A 17,400-nucleotide genomic window follows, 5' to 3' on the forward strand; every position below is an offset into this window, starting at 1 on the left:
GTTAAATCTTCACCTCTTTAATCACCGTTTTGCGGCGGCCGAAGACGAATTTACCCAGCGTCACCAGCAGAACGGCGCAAAGAATGACGCCTAACGCGACCCATTCGACCGGCGAAAGGGATTCACCGGCGAAGCCGATACCCAGCAAAACGGCGACTATCGGGTTCACATAGGCATAGCTGGTGGCGACGGCCGGACGCACGGTTTTCAGCAGGAACATGTACGCGCTGATGGCAATCATCGAGCCGAAAACCACCAGATAACCCAGCGCCAGAAAACCGCTCAGTTTTGGCGCGGCAGCAAGATGTTCACCGCTGATACGGCTGGCAACCAGCAAGACCACGCCCGCAATAATCATTTCCGCCGCACCGGCCATCAGGCCAACCGGAAGCGTCAGCCGCGAACTCCACACCGAACCAAACGCCCAGCTCAGCGAGGCCAGCAAAATCAGCGCCGCGCCCCACGGGTTTCCTTCCAGATTGCTGCCGGTATTGAGCAGCACAATCCCGAACAGGCCGATAGCCACGCCGGTCCATTCCAGACGGCTGTTGGGCATTCCCCACAGACGGCTGAAACACAGCGTAAACAGCGGAACGGTGGCGACCATCACTGCGGCAATGCCCGACGGCACCTGCATATGTTCGGCGACTGTCACCAGACCGTTACCGACAGAGAGCAGCAAAATGCCCACCGCACCGGCGGCCATCCACTGTTTCAGCGTCGGCACTTTATGCCCGCGCAGCAGCAAAAACGTGAACATAATGCATCCGGCAACAAAGAAACGCAGCCCGGCCATCATCAGCGGCGGCCAGCTTTCCACGCCCACGCGGATCACGAAATAGGTAGAACCCCAGATAAAATACAGCGCAAACAGTGCTGCGATTAACGGCAGCAGGGAACGGGTCACAGAGGCAGTCATAGGAATAACTTATTAGCGTGATAATAAAGGCAAACAGTTAACGCTATTGGCGCGATTACCGGCAAGGGAATCTGTGCGATCGCGTCAAAATGTTGCTAAAAAGTTTCTGCATATGACAAAAAATGAGAGGCATTGGCGGTTAACGTAATTAGCGCATGAATAGTGTGTTGCCGGAGGAGGTAAACAATTTATAATTCGTCGTTCAAATTTCCGAGGTACTGCACATGAATTCGCTTGGCAAAAAATTATTTATCGCACTGTTCGGCCTGATGGCGATTGGCGCAATTGGTGGCGTGATGGTCGCAGGTTATGCGGTGGTGATTCAGGACGACGCTAAACCGGTCAGCGATAACGACGCCCCTTCCGTGATTCCGGCGCCGTCTTCGACGTCAGCGCACTGATTCACCGCCAGACCGCTGCTGCCACCGTTGCAGCCAGCGGCTCCAGCGTTCAAACAGCATATCCACGCAAATCGCCAGCAGCGCGACAATCACCGCGCCCTGCAAAACATACGCCGTATTAAAACCGCTCAGACCGATAATAATCGGCGACCCCAGGCTTGATGTCCCGACCGTTGACGCAATCGCCGCCGTCCCGATATTGATGATCACCGACGTACGGATACCGGCAATGATCACCGGCGCAGCCAGCGGGATTTCGACTTTTCTCAGCATCTGCCAGCGGCTCATCCCGACGCCCTGCGCAATTTCGCGTGCAGACGCTGGCACCGATTCAATCCCGGCAATCGTTCCCTGCAAAATGGGCAGAAGGCCGTAAAGCACCAGCGCAATAATCGCCGGTTTTTCACTGAATCCCATCACCGGCACCGCGACTGCCAGCACGGCGACCGGCGGAAACGTCTGCCCCATCGCCACCAGCGTTTCGACCAGCGAGCGGAATTCCTTCCCCGCCGGGCGCGTCACCCCCACGCCCGCCGCTACACCAATCATCACCGCAATCAGGCTGGAAACACCGACCAGCAAGAGGTGCGCTTCCACCAGCGAGGCGAAACTTTCCTGCTGATATACCGGTCTGCTGAGCGCGGGAAACATCCAGTGGAACAGCCCGCCGAGTGACGTCATCCCGAAAATCAGCGCCAGCAAAAGCGCCAGTACCCAGATGAAAGGATCCGTGATAATTCGCCGTAAGACGCGCTTCATACACCGTTCCCTGTCGTCGTCAGATCCGCAAAATGCAGCACACCGACCGGCTGCCCGTGCTCATCCACCACCGGCAGTTGCTGAACCTGTTGCGCGACAAACTTTGACAGCGCCTGGCTCAGGCTCATCGACGCCACCAGAGGTTTTTCGTTACCGGCGTAATATTCGCCCTGCCGCGTGCGCGAACCGACTTCCTGCAAGGACAGCAAACGGATGCCCATATCGCTGCCGCCAAAGAAATCACGCACGAAAGGCGTCGCCGGTTTGGTCAGTAATTCCAGCGGCGTGCCTTGCTGTACCACCTGCCCGTCGTTGAGCAGCACGATGCGGTCGGCCAGCGCCAGCGCTTCGTCGATGTCGTGCGTCACCAGCACAATGGTGCGGTGCGAAAGTTTATGAATACGCGCCACTTCTTCCTGCAACGTCGCGCGCGTCACCGGATCGAGCGCGCCAAACGGTTCGTCCATCAGCAACACTTCCGGGTCTGATGCCAGCGCACGCGCCACGCCGACACGCTGCTGCTGCCCGCCGGAAAGCTGGTGCGGATAACGCGTGCGGAACTGTTTCGGATCCAGGCTCAGCAGCTCGAGCAATTCGGTCACGCGGTCGCGGATTTTGGCCTTCGGCCATTTCAGCAGCTGCGGCACGGTGGCGATGTTCTCCTCCACCGTCCAGTGCGGAAACAGACCAATCGACTGAATGGCGTACCCCATCCGGCGGCGTAAATCCTGCGCGCGAAATTTTTCAATCGGTTCACCGGCAAAGAGAATTTCGCCGCGATCGTGCTCTTCCAGCCGGTTGATCATCTTCAGCGTGGTGGATTTCCCCGAACCGGACGTGCCGATCAGCACGGTGAACTCGCCTTTGGCCATTTCCAGCGTCAGGTCACGCACGACCGCCTTGCCAGCGAAGTGTTTACTTACCTGCTTGAAATGAATCATCTGCGTGAAGTTTCCAAAATTGAGACTGCGAATTTAAAGAGGCTGTCGACCACTACGGCCATCAGAACCGCCGGGATCACCCCGAGCAGCACCAGATCCAGCGCGCTGCTTAACAGACCCTGGAACATAATCGCCCCCAGCCCGCCCGCGCCGATCAGCGCCGCCACCATCGCCATTCCGACCGTTTGCACCGCCACAATACGGATGCCGGTGAGGATGACCGGCAGCGCGATCGGCATCTGGACGCGGAAAAAGACCTGCCCGCGGTTCATGCCCATGCCGCGCGCGGATTCCGTCACCGCCTCCGGCACGGAATCGAGCCCGGCAATTACGCCGCGCACCAGCGGCAACAGGGAATAAAGCACCAGCGCGATAATCGCCGGGGCCAGCCCGATACCGCTGATCCCATGTTCGGCCAGCCACGGCAGCGCTTTTGCCAGCCCGGCCAGCGGCGCAAGCAGCAGGCCAAACAGCGCAATCGACGGCACGGTCTGAATAATATTGAGCACCGACAGCACCGGCCCGCGCCAGCGCGCATTGCGATGACAGAGCAAACCGACCGGCAGGCCGATCAGCACCGCAGGCACCAGCGTGCCCAACAAAATTCCCAGATGCTGCCAGAGTGCGTCGTTAAACACGTCCGAACGGTTGTCATACTCTTTCAGCAGCGACAGCTCCGAAAGCTGGCCGTAAAACAGCAGCAAAATCACCGGGATCAGCATCTGGATATTGAGCAAAATGCGCAGGGTGTGATTGCGGGTAAAACGGGAAATAGCGTCGGAGGCAATCAGCAGACACAGCGCCGCTGCCGCCCAGAAACCGCCGCCGAGCGAGGTGCGCGCAATGCTGTCTTCGTTGCCACCGGTCAGTTGCACAGCGGTGTGTCCGGCCAGCCAGACCAGCGCCGCCAGCAGAATCTCAGCCAGCAACATCACCAGTAAATGGCTGCGGCCAAATAACGTAAGAAAAGCACTCACCACCAGCAATATCACCGGCAGAAGCACGAAAAAGGTGTAACCGTGGAGCAGCGAGGCCAGTGAAATGCCCTGTCCCGACACCAGCCGGTTAGGGGCATGACTAAGAAAGGCCAGTCCGGAACCGGCCAGCAATAACAGGAAAACCAGCGTCAGCAATACGCGGTTTTTAACGGGTGAATGATGAGCCAAAACGTTACCTGATTTCAGTGAACACGGCCCGAAGGCCGCGTTCAGGGCGTCACTGCCCGATTATTTTTTAACGAAACCTTTGTCCTGCAAATACTTCGCCGCGACCTTCTTCGCATCCTGACCATCAACCGCAATTTTCGCATTCAGCGTTTGCAGCGTTTTGGTATCGAGAGAAGCAAAGACCGGTTTCAGCAGATCAGGAATGTTCGGATGCGCTTTCAGCGCGGCTTCGCGGATGATCGGCGCTGGCGCATAAATGGGCTGCACGCCTTTCGGATCTTCCAGCGTTTGCAGGCCGAGCGCGGCCACCGGGCCGTCGGTGCCATACGCCATCGCGGCGTTCACACCGGACGTTTTTTCCGCCGCTGCTTTTATTGTCACCGCCGTATCACCGCCCGCCAGCGACAACAGTTGTTGCTGATTCAGCTTGAAGCCGTAGGCATTTTCAAACGCCGGTAACGCATCCGGACGCTCGATAAATTCTGCCGACGCCGCCAGTTTGAAATCCCCGCCGCTGCTGATGAATTTGCCCAAATCGGCCAGCGATTTCAGATCATGCGCACTCGCCACATCCTGACGCACCGCGATTGTCCAGGTGTTATTCGCCGGAGACGGATCAAGCCAGACAATCTTGTTCTGGTCGTAATCGAGTTTTTTCACTTTATCGAAACCGGCCTGCGCATTTTTCCACGCCGGATCTTTTTCATTAGAGAAGAAGAACGCACCGTTACCGGTGTATTCCGGGTAAATATCGATTTCCCCGGCGGTGATCGCGCCGCGCACCACTTTGGTCGTACCCAGCTGCAATTTATTGGTGGTGTGAATGCCGTTGGCTTCCAGCACCTGAATAATGATGTTACCCAGCAAAGACCCTTCGGTATCGATTTTCGAGCCAACACGCACTGTATCGTCTGCCGCGTGCGCGGTGAAACTCATGGCCGACAGCGCCAGCATTGCTGCGGTCAGTCCCCGCACCCGCCCTTTTATTGCAGTCATGGTATGTCCTCTTATTGATTTTTTTTAGATTGTGTCGCCGGGCGACAGACTTTCAAATTGGCTTTCATCAGTGAAAACAGCGTGCTAACAAGGATAGTCCAATTTTGCGCAGGCTGAAGAAGGGTAATCCAAAAACCCGGATTGACGTATTGCCAAAAACTGCAAAGTATTTTCAATAAATTAGCATTGAATCAAGGCGCTAAACGGGCGCGCCAAAACGCCGGTTTATTGATGAGGAATGGGTCTTAGATCACTTAGCTTTAACTTATAGCCATTTGTTTTTACGTATCGCTGAATCAGGACTTGTGACCGGCATCACCTCGCCTCTATGCTGGTTTTTTTGTCAAAAAGCGTAAACACAACAATGTCTGATTCAATTGCGGCCTCTCCCGCCGCCTCTTCAGGGGATTACAGCGCAGATTCTGCGTCTGACAAGCCGGTGGTGATTCGTTCCGCTGCCGATATTACTCAGTTAGTGAACCGTGGCGCTGCGAAAATCAGCGACGCGCGCATCGTGATTGCTATCGCACTGGGCGGCGTTTTCCTCGACGCTTACGACCTCGGCGCGCTGGCCTTCGGGATGAAAGATATCACCCGCCAGTTCGGCCTGACGCCTTCCGGCGCGGGTTTTGTCGCTTCCGCGATCACCTTCGGGGCGATTGTCGGCGCGCTTTTTGGCGGCTATCTGACCGACAAAATTGGCCGTTACCGTGTCTTTATGGCCGACATGTTCTTCTTCGTGATTGCCGCACTGGCCTGTGCTTTTGCGCCTAACGAATGGGTGCTCGGCGGCTCGCGCTTTGTGATGGGCCTCGGCGTCGGTATCGATTTACCGGTCGCGATGGCGTTTCTGGCGGAGTTCTCAAAGCTTCAGGGGCGCGGCAATAAAGCCTCGCGCGTGGCGATGTGGTGCCCAACGTGGTACGCCGCCATCAGCGTTTCCTATTTGCTGGTTCTGCTGCTTTACGCGGTATTGCCCGCCACGCACACCGACTGGCTGTGGCGTTTAATCCTCGGTTTTGGCGCGGTTCCGGCCATTCTGATTATCGCTATCCGTCACCGTTATATGAATGAATCACCGGTCTGGGCGGCAAATCAGGGCGACCTGCAAAGTGCGGCGGCTATCCTGCGTAAATCTTACAATATCAATGCGGTGGTTGCGGATGACGCAGACAAAACGCCGCAGGTGAAGGTACGTAAAGCCGCCTGGCGCAACTACGGCACGCTGTTACAGGGCGTTTACCTGCGCCGCACCGTGCTGGCTACGGTGACCGCCGTCGCATCGTCATTTGCCTACAACGCCGTGGCGTTCGGTCTGCCGGTGATTCTGTCGAGCTTCCTGCAACAATCGATGATCAGTACTATTTTGTTCTCGCTCGGCCTGAACCTGTGCTTCGCGTTTGTCGGCGGCCTGATTGCCGTGCGCTATGTGTCTAAATTTGGCGCATGGAAAATGACTTATGCCGGTTACGCCTGCCAGCTCGTTGCGATGATCGGCCTCGCGCTGGTTGGCCGTCCGGCAGACGGCGGCGAAGCGGCGATTTCCATCGCGATGCTGGCATTGTTCCTGTTCGGTCAGGGCTTCGGGCCGGGTTCGCACACTATGACATTTGCCTCGCTGAGCTACCCGACGTCGCTGCGCGGCATGGGTGTCGGTTTCAACCAGACGCTGATGCGTTCGAGTTCAACGGTTTCCCTGTTCCTGTTCCCGGTGCTTTCCGCCGCGTTAGGCACAGGCGTGTTTTGGGTGATCGCGTTAGCGCCGCTGGCGGGGCTTATCGTGCTGACGGCGATACGCTGGGAGCCATCGGGGTATGACGTGGATGCAGAGGATTTTGATGTGCCGGTGCCGCGGCACTGACGGCTTAACATCTTTCAGAAAGGTGAAAGTTTCGGTTTTTCATGAGCGGTGCCCACTCAGCGACTGATGCCTAAACCGACGAGAGAGGAAAGTGCTTTTCCTCTCTCGACTCTCCTCGCTTTTTTCCAACACGCGCTACCGCTGGGTCGATGGACATATTCTGTCACTCCGGCGTGTGGCGCGAAATCTTGCCGCTACGCGGTGCCTTCCCTGCGGGCTTCGAGCCTTGCAGTCTCGAACCCTCGGTCAGCAAAATTTCTGAGCGCGCCATCTATCCTTTCTCAAAAAATAACAATGATTTGGTTTGCTCCTCCCCCTGCGAAGGGGGAGGCCGGGAGGGGGTTTAGCAGGCCACTGTGTCGCTAAAACCAACACCCCATCCCGGCCTTCCCCTCGTGAGAGGGGAAGGAGCAAATCAAAACCAGCCAGCATGAATCTTTCGAATTAAATAGCCACTGGCCGCTTTCAAAACGACGTTGAGCGAGCGGTGAGAAACGGCGAGAGTCTTTTTACGAGCAGGTTCGAACCCGAAGCGAAAGTACCGCGCAGCGGCGGCGTTTGCGGCACTAGCCGGAGTTGCTGAAACATAGCCAGCGAGCGGTAGCGCGCAGTGAAAGAACCCGGGGGTCTTGGGGGCGGCGGCGATATGCCGCCCCCAAGTCGGTGTGGGCCGACGCCCACGACCTTGAACTTAATGCCAGTTTGGGCGGCGAGCCCAGGTTTATGACCTAAGCCCAGGCGGCAAACTAAAAACCACCCCGAAGCCTGGTCTGGCTTCAGATCACCGCGCTTCTCGGCGCAAACACAAACCCGATTCCATTCTCGATCATCGCCCCGACCAGTTCAAATCCGCCATTCGGTTTCCCTTTTGCGTATTCCAGTTCACTGGTAAATATCGGGCTGACCCAGAACTGATTCACCGGATCGCCATAAATCTCTGGCAGGTCCATTTTATCGGCCGGGCCGCACAGGGCGGAGGAAATGACGTGGCCTTCGAAGCCCAACGGTGCCATCGGGGACATCAGCGTGTGGCCTTCGCCGAGCCAGCTGAGCGTGGTCCACGGGATTTGCGCATAACCGGACAGCGCGCTCGCCATCTGCACGGCGTTTTCTTCAGTGACGTATTCTTTCCCGACGGAAAATGCCAGTTCAATGCGACGGTGCTTTTCGGCTTCATCGTTGAAAATGATGTCGATTTGCGGCATCGGACGGATGCTCATGCCGACGGTGAAGAAGTAATAATTCTCATCGTCTTCGTGCTGAGAAATCGCCATCGGAGGCCAGCTGCCCTGGTTAATCAGATAATATTTCAGCGAAGGGCCAAAGCGATCTTCGTAGGATTCGAGCAGTTTGCGCTGGATTTTCGGCCATGGATTGCTGAATTCATTTTGCCAGTCACGCCAGAATAAACGGGTCTTTTCCGCCAACTCGCACTGCGTATTCGTCGAGGCGGAACCGAGCGGGAAAGTCAGCGGGTTCTGCGCGATGCACCCGGCGGAATAACACACCGAGTGATCGATATACAAACTCCAGCCGGGGATCACCGCCAGCAGCAACCCCTGATACCACAACGCCGCGCCGTCATCGCTTTCGTTCCACAGGATCTGAATCTGCGACGGATCCAGCGGCGCTTCGCCTTCCAGATTGCGGCAATAAGGCGCGGCCAGCAGCGGCGCGATGCCCTGTTCGGTGGCAGCGGTGTCATCGTGTAAAGGCGCAGGCACCAGATTACGCACCCAGCAGGCACGCATTTTCGGAAAACGGTCACGCAGATCTTCGCGGGCGAAAATGTAGAAATACACCACGCGGTTGTCCTGTTCGACCAGCGCGGTCAGGGTTTGTTTGTCGTTACTGACTTCAGCAACAATGTCGGACTGGCGCATATGACCTCGGCAATAGTAGGAAGCTTATTATTCCCTGTGATGGTCAGTGTAGAACGGATAAGCCAGCCCGATAACGGGCAATATTCCCAAAAATCCCCGATAAATCATCAAAACACGCGCCTTTTACCCGAATGTGGTGGGTTACCGGCAATAAAGCCGGAACAGTTGCGCCAGATGTGCCGCCATCGGCGTCAGCGTGGTATCACGTCGCTGAATGAGATAGAACGTCGCGGTCGGCAGCGGCAGATCCAAATCGAGCGCCACCAGGCTCTGGCCGATCACCGGGTCATTAATCACATCCACGGATAACACGCTGAGGAAATCGGTTTTGGCAATCAGGCTGGTGCAGGACATAAACGTCTCGCAAATCACGCTGATATTCGGCTCGGCGTCCATCTCGCTAAACACTTCGCTGAGCAGTTTGTAATAACTTCCGCGCGGCGTCGGCATGGTCCAGTCACAGTGCAGCAATTCTTTCATTGAGCGCGCGTTTTGCATCGGATGCCCGCGTCTGGCGACCACGCGGTACTCTTTATCCATCAACTTTTCGTATAACAGTTCGTTATCAAAGGGGCCCTGATAATAGGTATTGACGGTGAAGTCCAGCTCGCCCTGGCGCAGTTCGGGGATCATCGACACCAGCTGGCCTTCGGCGATACGCACCTTCACATTGGGGAATTCCCGGTGAAAACGCTCGATCACTTCCGGCATGATGGTGCGCGCAATGCTGGCACCGACACCGATATTCACCCTGCCGCTGGTGCCGCCGAGGCGCTGAGCGATATCTTCCTGCGCCACGCGCAGCTCTTCCAGAATCAGGCTCGCGCGTTTAAAAAACGCGTCACCACAATCGGTTAGCGTCACGCCCTGACGGCGGCGGACAAATAATCTCGCGCCAAGCCCTTCTTCCAGCTCTTTAATCGATTTGGTCAGCGCAGGCTGGGAAAGATTGAGCAGACGGCTGGCGGCACGAATGCTGCCCTGCCGCGCCACGGACACAAACGCCCGCAGCTGATGCATTTTTATTTGTGATGGCATGAGATTCTTTGATAACCCCTGATTATCACTAAGAAGATTTTGGCATCTTATATGCCCTGATCGCTTTGTGTACATTGAAAAACACATAAGGCAGACGTTCGTCATAAAACGCTGACCGATACGACGGCAAAAATGCCGCGATGCAGTCCCTTCCGCCGGGCCTTTCCCTGCGGATTATTCCTCCAAACGGCAACAAATTACGGGTTACCGGTTTGCGCTTCGCGCCCGCCGGTCTGGGTTTGTTGTGCCAGTTTTCGTGCTCCGGCGCGCACTCCCCCAAACAAGATTTCCTCCTTTCTGCTTCTGGCAGAAAGCCTGCATGTCTGTAAAAAAAGAGAGTCCGTGATGGTGAATGAGATTTCTGAACACGTTGAACAGCTGTTCCCCGCCCTGCAAACACAACGTCGTGACCTGCATAAATACGCCGAATCCGGCTGGCTGGAATTTCGTACGTCCACGCTGGTGGCCGACCGGCTGGAGAAACTCGGGTACGCGCTGAAACTGGGCAAAGACGTTATCGATGCGGATTCGCGCATGGGTTTGCCTTCGGCCGCCGTGCTGGCCGAACATGAGCAACGCGCACTGGAACAGGGCGCAATTGCCCGCTGGATGCCGCATTTTTCCGGCGGTTTCACGGGCATTGTTGCCACGCTGGAAACCGGACGTCCCGGCCCGGTGATGGGATTTCGCGTCGACATGGATGCGCTGGATTTAAATGAAGTGCTCGACGAGGCGCACCGCCCGTTCCGCGAAGGATTTGCTTCTGCCAATAACGGCATGATGCACGCCTGCGGCCACGACGGGCACACCACGATCGGTTTAGGCCTGGCGGAAGTGCTGATGCAGGCGCGCGATAAGCTCTGCGGTACGATCAAACTGATTTTCCAGCCTGCAGAAGAAGGCACGCGCGGCGCGAAATCCATGGTCGCGGCGGGCGTGGTCGATGACGTCGATTACTTCACCGCCGTCCATATCGGCACCGGCGTTCCGGCTAATCATATTGTCTGCGGCAACGACACGTTCATGGCCACCACCAAGCTCGACGTGCGCTTCACCGGCGTGGCATCGCATGCCGGTGGCAAACCGGAAGAAGGCCGCAACGCCCTGCTGGCGGCGGCGCAGGCCACGCTCGGTTTACACGCCATTCCCCGCCACAGTGGCGGCAGTTCACGGGTCAACGTCGGCGTATTGCAGGCAGGCACCGGCCGTAACGTCGTCGCCTCTTCCGCCATGATGAAAGTCGAAACGCGCGGTTCTACCAATGAGGTCAACGAATTCATTTATCAGCAGGCGCTGAAAGTGATTTCCGGCGCGGCCGAAATGCATCAGGTGAAATTCGACATCAAACTGATGGGCGCGGCGCAAAGCAGTAAACCGACGGCGGCGTGGGTCAATTACATCCATCAGCAGGCAGAAAAACTGGGTGAATTCGAAGAGATTATTGACCGTCAGGAAGGCGCGGCGGGCTCTGAAGACGCGACGTACATGATGGAACGTGTGAAAGCGCGCGGCGGCGAAGCCTCATACGTGATTTTCGGCACTGACCTGAGCGCAGGGCATCACAACGAGCTGTTTGATTTCGATGAAAAAGTGATGATGCAGGGCATCAAAACGCTGGCCGCACTGGCGCTGAATATCGCTGAATTCAAAGGGGAAAACTGATGGCTGCGCAGCAAAACATTGTCAATTTCATCAGTGATTTTATCGATAACCAGCAACCGGCGCTGGCGGAAATCAGCGACGCCATCTGGGACCATCCGGAAACCCGTTTCGCCGAATCGTTCTCTTCAGCATTGCTGGCAGACAAGCTGGAAGCCAGCGGATTTGCGGTTGAGCGCGGCGTCGGTGGCATGGAAACGGCGTTCATCGCCAGCTTCGGCAGTGGCAAACCGGTGATCGCCCTCCTCGGCGAATTCGACGCACTGGCCGGGCTGAGCCAGAAAGCCGGATGCGACACCGCGCAACCGCTGATCGAAAACGGCAACGGCCACGGCTGCGGGCATAATTTGCTCGGGACGGCGGCGCTCGGTGGCGCTCTGGCGGTAAAAGCCTGGATGGAACGCGAAAACATTCAGGGCACGGTGCGGTTTTACGGCTGTCCGGGCGAAGAAGGTGGTTCCGGCAAAACGTTTATGGCCCGCGAAGGCCTGTTTGATGACGTCGATGCCGCGCTGACGTGGCATCCGGAAACGTACAGCGGCATGTTCAGCAACCAGACGCTGGCCAATATTCAGGCGTCGTTCAGCTTTAAAGGCGTGTCCTCACACGCCGCTGCTGCGCCACATCTGGGCCGCAGCGCGCTGGACGCCGTGACGCTGATGAACACCGGTTCCAACTTCCTGCGCGAGCACATTATTCAGGAAGCGCGGCTGCATTACGCCATCACCAACGCGGGCGGAATTTCGCCGAACGTGGTGCAGGCCGATGCGGAAGTGCTGTATCTGGTGCGCGCGCCGCAGATGGATCAGGCGCAGGGGATTTTCGACCGCGTGGTGGATATTGCCAAAGGCGCGGCGCTGATGACCGGTACCACGATGTCGATGCGTTTTGACAAAGCCTGTTCCAATTACGTGCCAAACCGTACTCTGGAAAACGCGATGTATCAGTACGTTAAGGCATTTGGCGCACCGCAATACACGGCCGATGAGCAGGCGTTTGCGGCGTCAATTCACGCCACGCTGACGGAGCAGGATATCGATAACAATCTGCTGAATATCTCCCGTACCAGCGGCGCGGAAGGGATGGCGTTCGCCGAAATGCTGCGCACGTCACCCCTGACCAGCGCCGTTGCGCCTTATGCACCCAACAACAATATTCTCTACGGCTCAACCGACGTCGGCGATGTCAGCTGGCTGGTGCCAACCGCGCAGTGCTTCAGCCCGTGTTTTGCGGTCGGTTCGCCGCTGCACACCTGGCAAATTGTGTCGCAGGGGCGCACGTCCATTGCGCACAAAGGTATGTGTCTGGCGGCAAAAGTGATGTCCTCCACGGCCATCGAACTGTTCATGCAACCTGATTTACTCGCGGCGTGCCAGAAAGAACGCGACGCCCTGCGCGAACGTCGTCCGTATCACTGCCCTATTCCGGCGGGCGTAAAACCTTCGCCACTGAAATAAATCACGACGAGTAAACCGCCCGCTCATGCCCCGTTCCGGCAGAGACGGGCGGCATAAATATAAAAAATCAAACACGACAGAGGGTTAAGAGATGAGTATTGAAGCACAAGACTCCGGCCAGAGCCCGGGAGGTTTTCTCCAGTGGGTTGAACGTGTAGGTAATAAAATTCCCAATCCGTTTTTGTTATTTGTTTATTTGATTGCCATTCTGATGGTCGCCAGCGCAGTGATTTCGTGGCTGAATATTACGGCGGTAAATCCGAGTAACGGCGAAGTCATTCACGTTAAAAATTTGCTGAGCGTGGAAGGCATCCAGTGGATTTTGCCGAACGTGATTAAGAATTTCAGCGGGTTCACCCCGCTCGGCTCCATTCTGGCACTGGTGATCGGCGCAGGCCTGGCGGAGCGCGTCGGGCTGCTGCAAAGCCTGATGTATAAAATGGCGTCGAAAGTGAACGCCCGTTACGCCAGCTATATGGTGATTTTTATCGCCTTCTTCAGCCATATTTCGTCCGACGCCGCGCTGGTGGTGATGCCGCCGCTGGGCGCGCTGATTTTCCTGGCGGTCGGGCGTCATCCGGTGGCCGGTTTGCTGGCGGCGATTGCCGGCGTGGGCTGCGGCTTTACGGCAAATCTGCTGATTGTGACCACGGACGTGCTGCTTTCCGGGCTGAGTACCGAGGCAGCAAAAGCAATTAATCCGGCGGTTCAGGTCAGCGTTATCGATAACTGGTATTTCATGGCCGCGTCAGTGATTTTACTGACGATTGTCGGGGCCATTCTGACCGACAAATTTGTCGAACCGCGTCTGCCGGTTTATCGCGGCGAACGTAACGAAGAGATGAAGAAGCTGACGCCGGAACAGAACCGCGGCCTGATGGCGAGCGGGATTGCGGCGCTGGTGTTCATCGGGCTGGTCGCGCTGCTGGTGGTGCCGGAAGCCGCTCCGCTGCGTAATCCGAAAACCGGTGGCATCATCCCGTCTCCGTTTATTCAGGGCATCGTGCCGCTGATCATTTTGTTCTTCTTCGTGATTTCGGTGCCTTACGGCATGGTGACGAAGCAAATCCGCAGCGCCAGCGATGTGCCGGATTTGCTGGTTGATCCGATGAAGTCAATGGCCGGTTTTATCGTGATGGTGTTCCCGCTCTCCCAGTTTGTGGCGTTTTTCAACTGGAGCAATATGGGGAAATTTATGGCGATCGGACTGACGGATGTGCTGGAAAATCTCGGCATGACCGGTATTCCGGCGTTCCTCGGGCTGATTTTTCTGTCGGCGTTGCTGTGTATGTTTATCGCCAGCGGCTCGGCGATCTGGTCGATTCTGGCACCGATTTTCGTACCGATGTTTATGCTGCTGGGCTTCCATCCGGCATTTGCGCAGATCGTGTTCCGCGTTGCCGATTCCTCAGTGATCCCGCTGGCACCGATGTCGCCATTTGTGCCGCTGTTCCTCGGATTCCTCCAGCGGTACAACAAAGAGGCGAAACTTGGCACCTATTATTCGCTGGTGCTGCCGTACCCGATTGTGTTTTTCGTGGTATGGCTGCTGATGCTGGTCGGCTGGTACCTGCTGGGTTTACCGATCGGACCGGGCGTTTATCCGCATTTATAAGTTCAGGAAGGTAAGCGGCCCATCCGGCGCATCGCGCGATGCCATGAGCCGTTTCTTACCGCCCAGCGCAGAATACCGGCGATGCGGCGGGTGCCAAAACGAATCGTTTTACGCTTAACCGGGGAAAGGGAAATCCCCAGTTGTTCCGCCGCCCAGGCGGGCAAAAGCTCGATACCGGCCTGAATCATCAGGCTGCCAACCGGTTTAGCCAGACGACTTGGCGCTGGCGCATTACGCAATAACCGCAAGACTTCCCGCGTTCTTTCATCGCAGCGCAACTGAGGCCGCATGGCCTGCAAATAGGCTTCTACCGCCGCAACGCTGTCAGGCACGTTCACCGCCCCGAGGCTTTCTGCCACGCGGGCAAATTCCTGATAATAGCGGTCCTGTTCGGCTGAACTGAGTGAAGGATTGCGGTAACGCAGATGAGATTGCAGAAAACTGTACGCTTCCGCGACGTGTACCCAGACCAGTAAATCCGGGTCGCTGGCAGCATAAGGCGTGCCGTACGCATCAATGCCGGTCACGTGTAGATGAATGGATTTTACTTTTTCGATGAGCGCGGTGGCATCACGGGTGGGGGCAAATGTCGTTCCGGAAATAAACTGACTGGTGCGGCGCAGGCGGCCGAGCATGTCTTCGCGAAATGAGGAGTGATCCCAGACACCGGCGAGCGCCAGCGGGTGAAGCATTTGCAGCAGCAAGGCACTGACACCGCCGCAAAGCATCGAAGAAAAGTCTCCGTGAATTCGCCAGGTTACGCTTTCAGGGCCAAAGAGCCCCGGATCGCCCGCGGGATTCTCGAAGTCTATACCGCCTAACGCCAGGCCCGAAATACTCAGCACCTGGCGTTCTATTCTCTTTCTGAATAACTGACGAAAATCAGACATCCGTTAATGCGCAGCAGTGATTTGCACGGTGTTTTTTGTCAGTTCCGGCCACAGGTTCATGACCACGTCGATCAGACGATTAAGCTCAGCCGCCGTTGCGCCATCGCGCGCCTGGACAGAGAAACCCTGAATGGTACAGGCGAGGTATTTCGCCAGCAGGGCACTGTCAGTCACAGCAGCCAGATTGTCGCTTTGTTTCTGTTTCTCGAAATATTCGAACAATGTCCGTTCCTGCGACAGATGGTGTTCACGCAGCATTTCGGCAATATCCGCGGAAGATGAAGACATCCCGGACGATGCGCTGATCATGAAGCAACCGCTCGGCGTATCGCAGTCAGTAAACAGGTTTGCAATGGCACGCAAATACTGGTCAATCGCCTGCTCAACGGACAAATCAGGTCTGCTCAGCAGACAGCGTCCTTTTTCGTAGAAATTTTTAACGTAGTGCTCAACGGCTGCGCGGAAAAGCCCTTCTTTATTACCGAATTCGGCATACAAAGTTGGCGCTTTTGCACCGGTTGCTTCGACCAAATCAGCTAATGAAGTGGCCTCGTAACCATGGCGCCAGAATAAATTCAGGGCCTTGCTCAGAGCAGTTCCACGGTCGAACTGTTTTGGGCGACCGCGACTTTTCCGGACCAAAGCCGTCTGTTCAGTGCTCATACACCCTCCTTCCATCACCCTTGTGATAATGGTTATAAAAATTGTTTTTAGAAATAACTTAACGATCATTATTAAAAATAGTTGCGCACAAGTCCAGCGGAGTTTATCATTTAATTATCGAGCGATAAGAAAATCACTCACACCCGCAAAGCTGCACAGCTATAAGCGCTTTATAAAAGCAAAATACCCAGGACGAAACATCATGAGTAACTTCAAAATCCTTCTTGCAGTTCTGGCATTAACCGCTGTACCGGTTGCCAATGTTGCCGCACAGCAGGTTATCATGATGCCAGTACAGAGTCAGGAAGTGGCGATGGTCAATGTGACCGGTGACAGTAACTTCTGTAACCCGGCAACCTGTACGAACAAAAAAGTCGCGCAGGGCCGTATTTCCACTTCTCCGACTCAGCCACCTGCACCGATGACTTCAGGTCATAAACCGGCTTCCATTTACTATTAAGGAAACCGGCCACTGACGACAGAATGTCAGAGCAGGAATAACGATAAGGCGGCATTTGCTGCCTTATCTTTTTTCTAAACCGACCCTAGTTTTAACACCCTCTCCCGCCGGAACCAACCATTAACTTAGCGATCATTAAAGATTCATTCAGCACAATATTGGATAAGCCCGAACTCTATCTGACAGGCGAATTATTTTAAAAACATAAATTTAACAAAACAAAAACAACAATGCGTTTTAATGTGATGTTCATCACATCACAATAAGTTAACGCTCATTAAAAAAACATCTTGCACAAACTCTCAACACCCTTTACCATTTACTTATCGAACGTTAAGTAATAAATAACGTTGACCGAATAACGGGGCTGCCGCAAACGTCACCCCAGACAAAAATTAACGAACAGGAATACAAATCATGAAAACTATCGCAATGACAATCGCTGCTCTGACACTCGCTACCGCTTCTTTCTCTGCTCTGTCAGCCACTGAAGTTCAGTCCGCTCCGGCAGGTGCACAAACCATCGGGACTATCAGCGCTTCTTCAAACGGTAACCTGACGACTTTGCAGTCAAAACTGAATGCAAAAGCGACCGAAGCCGGCGCAACCTCATACCGCATCATCGGTGCTTCTGGTGAAAACCACATGTACGGTACCGCTGAGCTGTACAAATAAGCACAGAGACATGGGTT

At 55.7% G+C, this 17,400-nt stretch carries 15 protein-coding genes and 1 pseudogene; 7 read left to right on the top strand and 9 right to left on the bottom strand.

The window, feature by feature from the left end; translation table 11 throughout:
• Nucleotide 1: 1 nt before the first annotated feature.
• Nucleotides 2-919 carry a drug/metabolite exporter YedA gene (gene yedA / locus IV433_RS10075; RefSeq protein ID WP_195814095.1) on the bottom strand — a complete coding sequence of 306 codons (918 nt, stop codon included), beginning with the start codon at nt 917-919 and terminating at the stop codon, nt 2-4.
• 224 nt (nt 920-1,143) lie between these two features.
• On the opposite strand from yedA, the pseudogene IV433_RS26350 reads away from it, so the two are divergent.
• Nucleotides 1,144-1,245: pseudogene (locus IV433_RS26350) on the top strand (hypothetical protein); the annotation flags it as partial.
• A 63-nt stretch (nt 1,246-1,308) separates the two neighbouring features.
• On the opposite strand, the gene IV433_RS10085 reads toward IV433_RS26350, so the two are convergent.
• The 4 genes from IV433_RS10085 to osmF are packed head-to-tail and all read right to left on the bottom strand — an operon-like array spanning nt 1,309 to nt 5,182.
• The gene (locus IV433_RS10085) at nt 1,309-2,079 is read right to left on the bottom strand and encodes an ABC transporter permease (RefSeq protein WP_195814097.1); all 771 of its coding nucleotides are present in this window, start codon (nt 2,077-2,079) and stop codon (nt 1,309-1,311) included.
• Nucleotides 2,076-3,020, bottom strand: a complete 945-nt coding sequence (locus IV433_RS10090) for an ABC transporter ATP-binding protein (RefSeq protein ID WP_195814098.1) — start codon at nt 3,018-3,020, stop codon at nt 2,076-2,078. Before IV433_RS10090 ends, IV433_RS10085 begins: the two co-directional genes overlap by 4 nt.
• Complete coding sequence (locus tag IV433_RS10095) at nt 3,017-4,186, bottom strand: ABC transporter permease (RefSeq protein ID WP_195814099.1); 1,170 nt, start codon at nt 4,184-4,186, stop codon at nt 3,017-3,019. The genes IV433_RS10090 and IV433_RS10095 overlap by 4 nt, the downstream gene beginning before the upstream one ends.
• 60 nt (nt 4,187-4,246) lie before the next feature.
• Nucleotides 4,247-5,182 carry a glycine betaine ABC transporter substrate-binding protein OsmF gene (gene osmF, locus IV433_RS10100; protein ID WP_195814100.1) on the bottom strand — a complete coding sequence of 312 codons (936 nt, stop codon included), beginning with the start codon at nt 5,180-5,182 and terminating at the stop codon, nt 4,247-4,249.
• Between the two features lie 364 nt (nt 5,183-5,546).
• Here osmF and IV433_RS10105 point away from each other — a divergent pair, with 364 nt between their 5' ends.
• Nucleotides 5,547-7,043 carry an MFS transporter gene (locus IV433_RS10105; RefSeq protein ID WP_195814101.1) on the top strand — a complete coding sequence of 499 codons (1,497 nt, stop codon included), beginning with the start codon at nt 5,547-5,549 and terminating at the stop codon, nt 7,041-7,043.
• Nucleotides 7,044-7,819: 776 nt separating this feature from the next.
• Here the strand turns inward: IV433_RS10105 and IV433_RS10110 are convergent.
• A complete protein-coding gene (locus tag IV433_RS10110; protein WP_195814102.1) occupies nt 7,820-8,926 on the bottom strand; it encodes a suppressor of fused domain protein in 1,107 nt (368 codons plus the stop codon).
• Between the two features lie 141 nt (nt 8,927-9,067).
• On the bottom strand, nt 9,068-9,964 hold the full coding sequence (locus tag IV433_RS10115; RefSeq protein WP_195814103.1) for a LysR family transcriptional regulator: 897 nt from the start codon (nt 9,962-9,964) through the stop codon (nt 9,068-9,070).
• A gap of 345 nt (nt 9,965-10,309) precedes the next feature.
• Here IV433_RS10115 and IV433_RS10120 point away from each other — a divergent pair, with 345 nt between their 5' ends.
• From IV433_RS10120 to abgT, 3 genes are all read left to right on the top strand, one after another.
• Nucleotides 10,310-11,626 carry a M20 family metallo-hydrolase gene (locus IV433_RS10120; RefSeq protein WP_101077292.1) on the top strand — a complete coding sequence of 439 codons (1,317 nt, stop codon included), beginning with the start codon at nt 10,310-10,312 and terminating at the stop codon, nt 11,624-11,626.
• Nucleotides 11,626-13,080, top strand: coding sequence for a M20 family metallopeptidase (locus IV433_RS10125; protein ID WP_229893318.1), 1,455 nt, complete (start codon nt 11,626-11,628; stop codon nt 13,078-13,080). The genes IV433_RS10120 and IV433_RS10125 overlap by 1 nt, the downstream gene beginning before the upstream one ends.
• A 91-nt stretch (nt 13,081-13,171) precedes the next feature.
• Nucleotides 13,172-14,695 (top strand): p-aminobenzoyl-glutamate transporter, encoded by a 1,524-nt coding sequence (abgT, locus tag IV433_RS10130; protein WP_101077294.1) that lies wholly within the window; start codon nt 13,172-13,174, stop codon nt 14,693-14,695.
• 2 nt (nt 14,696-14,697) lie between these two features.
• Here the strand turns inward: abgT and IV433_RS10135 are convergent, their stop codons facing one another.
• Both IV433_RS10135 and IV433_RS10140 read right to left on the bottom strand, forming a co-directional pair.
• The gene (locus IV433_RS10135) at nt 14,698-15,585 is read right to left on the bottom strand and encodes an oxygenase MpaB family protein (protein ID WP_195814104.1); all 888 of its coding nucleotides are present in this window, start codon (nt 15,583-15,585) and stop codon (nt 14,698-14,700) included.
• 3 nt (nt 15,586-15,588) lie between these two features.
• Entirely contained in the window at nt 15,589-16,248 is a 660-nt protein-coding gene (locus IV433_RS10140; protein ID WP_165059540.1) for a TetR/AcrR family transcriptional regulator, read from the bottom strand.
• 202 nt (nt 16,249-16,450) lie between these two features.
• On the opposite strand from IV433_RS10140, the gene IV433_RS10145 reads away from it, so the two are divergent.
• Both IV433_RS10145 and bhsA read left to right on the top strand, forming a co-directional pair.
• On the top strand, nt 16,451-16,708 hold the full coding sequence (locus tag IV433_RS10145; RefSeq protein WP_195814105.1) for a hypothetical protein: 258 nt from the start codon (nt 16,451-16,453) through the stop codon (nt 16,706-16,708).
• A 417-nt stretch (nt 16,709-17,125) separates the two neighbouring features.
• The gene (gene bhsA, locus IV433_RS10150) at nt 17,126-17,383 is read left to right on the top strand and encodes a multiple stress resistance protein BhsA (protein WP_195814106.1); all 258 of its coding nucleotides are present in this window, start codon (nt 17,126-17,128) and stop codon (nt 17,381-17,383) included.
• The last annotated feature ends 17 nt before the right edge of the window (nt 17,384-17,400 follow it).

Source organism: Rahnella laticis (assembly GCF_015644585.1).
Lineage (GTDB): Bacteria > Pseudomonadota > Gammaproteobacteria > Enterobacterales > Enterobacteriaceae > Rahnella > Rahnella laticis.

Bases quoted from the DNA above. Each gene is read 5' to 3' on its own strand.
- IV433_RS10120 (WP_101077292.1), top strand. From the start codon at position 10,310: ATGGTGAATGAGATTTCTGAACACGTTGAACAGCTGTTCCCCGCCCTG.
- yedA (WP_195814095.1), bottom strand. From the start codon at position 919: ATGACTGCCTCTGTGACCCGTTCCCTGCTGCCGTTAATCGCAGCACTG.
- IV433_RS10090 (WP_195814098.1), bottom strand. From the start codon at position 3,020: ATGATTCATTTCAAGCAGGTAAGTAAACACTTCGCTGGCAAGGCGGTC.
- IV433_RS10125 (WP_229893318.1), top strand. From the start codon at position 11,626: ATGGCTGCGCAGCAAAACATTGTCAATTTCATCAGTGATTTTATCGAT.
- IV433_RS10145 (WP_195814105.1), top strand. From the start codon at position 16,451: ATGAGTAACTTCAAAATCCTTCTTGCAGTTCTGGCATTAACCGCTGTA.
- abgT (WP_101077294.1), top strand. From the start codon at position 13,172: ATGAGTATTGAAGCACAAGACTCCGGCCAGAGCCCGGGAGGTTTTCTC.
- IV433_RS10110 (WP_195814102.1), bottom strand. From the start codon at position 8,926: ATGCGCCAGTCCGACATTGTTGCTGAAGTCAGTAACGACAAACAAACC.
- bhsA (WP_195814106.1), top strand. From the start codon at position 17,126: ATGAAAACTATCGCAATGACAATCGCTGCTCTGACACTCGCTACCGCT.
- IV433_RS10140 (WP_165059540.1), bottom strand. From the start codon at position 16,248: ATGAGCACTGAACAGACGGCTTTGGTCCGGAAAAGTCGCGGTCGCCCA.
- IV433_RS10085 (WP_195814097.1), bottom strand. From the start codon at position 2,079: ATGAAGCGCGTCTTACGGCGAATTATCACGGATCCTTTCATCTGGGTA.
- osmF (WP_195814100.1), bottom strand. From the start codon at position 5,182: ATGACTGCAATAAAAGGGCGGGTGCGGGGACTGACCGCAGCAATGCTG.
- IV433_RS10115 (WP_195814103.1), bottom strand. From the start codon at position 9,964: ATGCCATCACAAATAAAAATGCATCAGCTGCGGGCGTTTGTGTCCGTG.
- IV433_RS10105 (WP_195814101.1), top strand. From the start codon at position 5,547: ATGTCTGATTCAATTGCGGCCTCTCCCGCCGCCTCTTCAGGGGATTAC.
- IV433_RS10135 (WP_195814104.1), bottom strand. From the start codon at position 15,585: ATGTCTGATTTTCGTCAGTTATTCAGAAAGAGAATAGAACGCCAGGTG.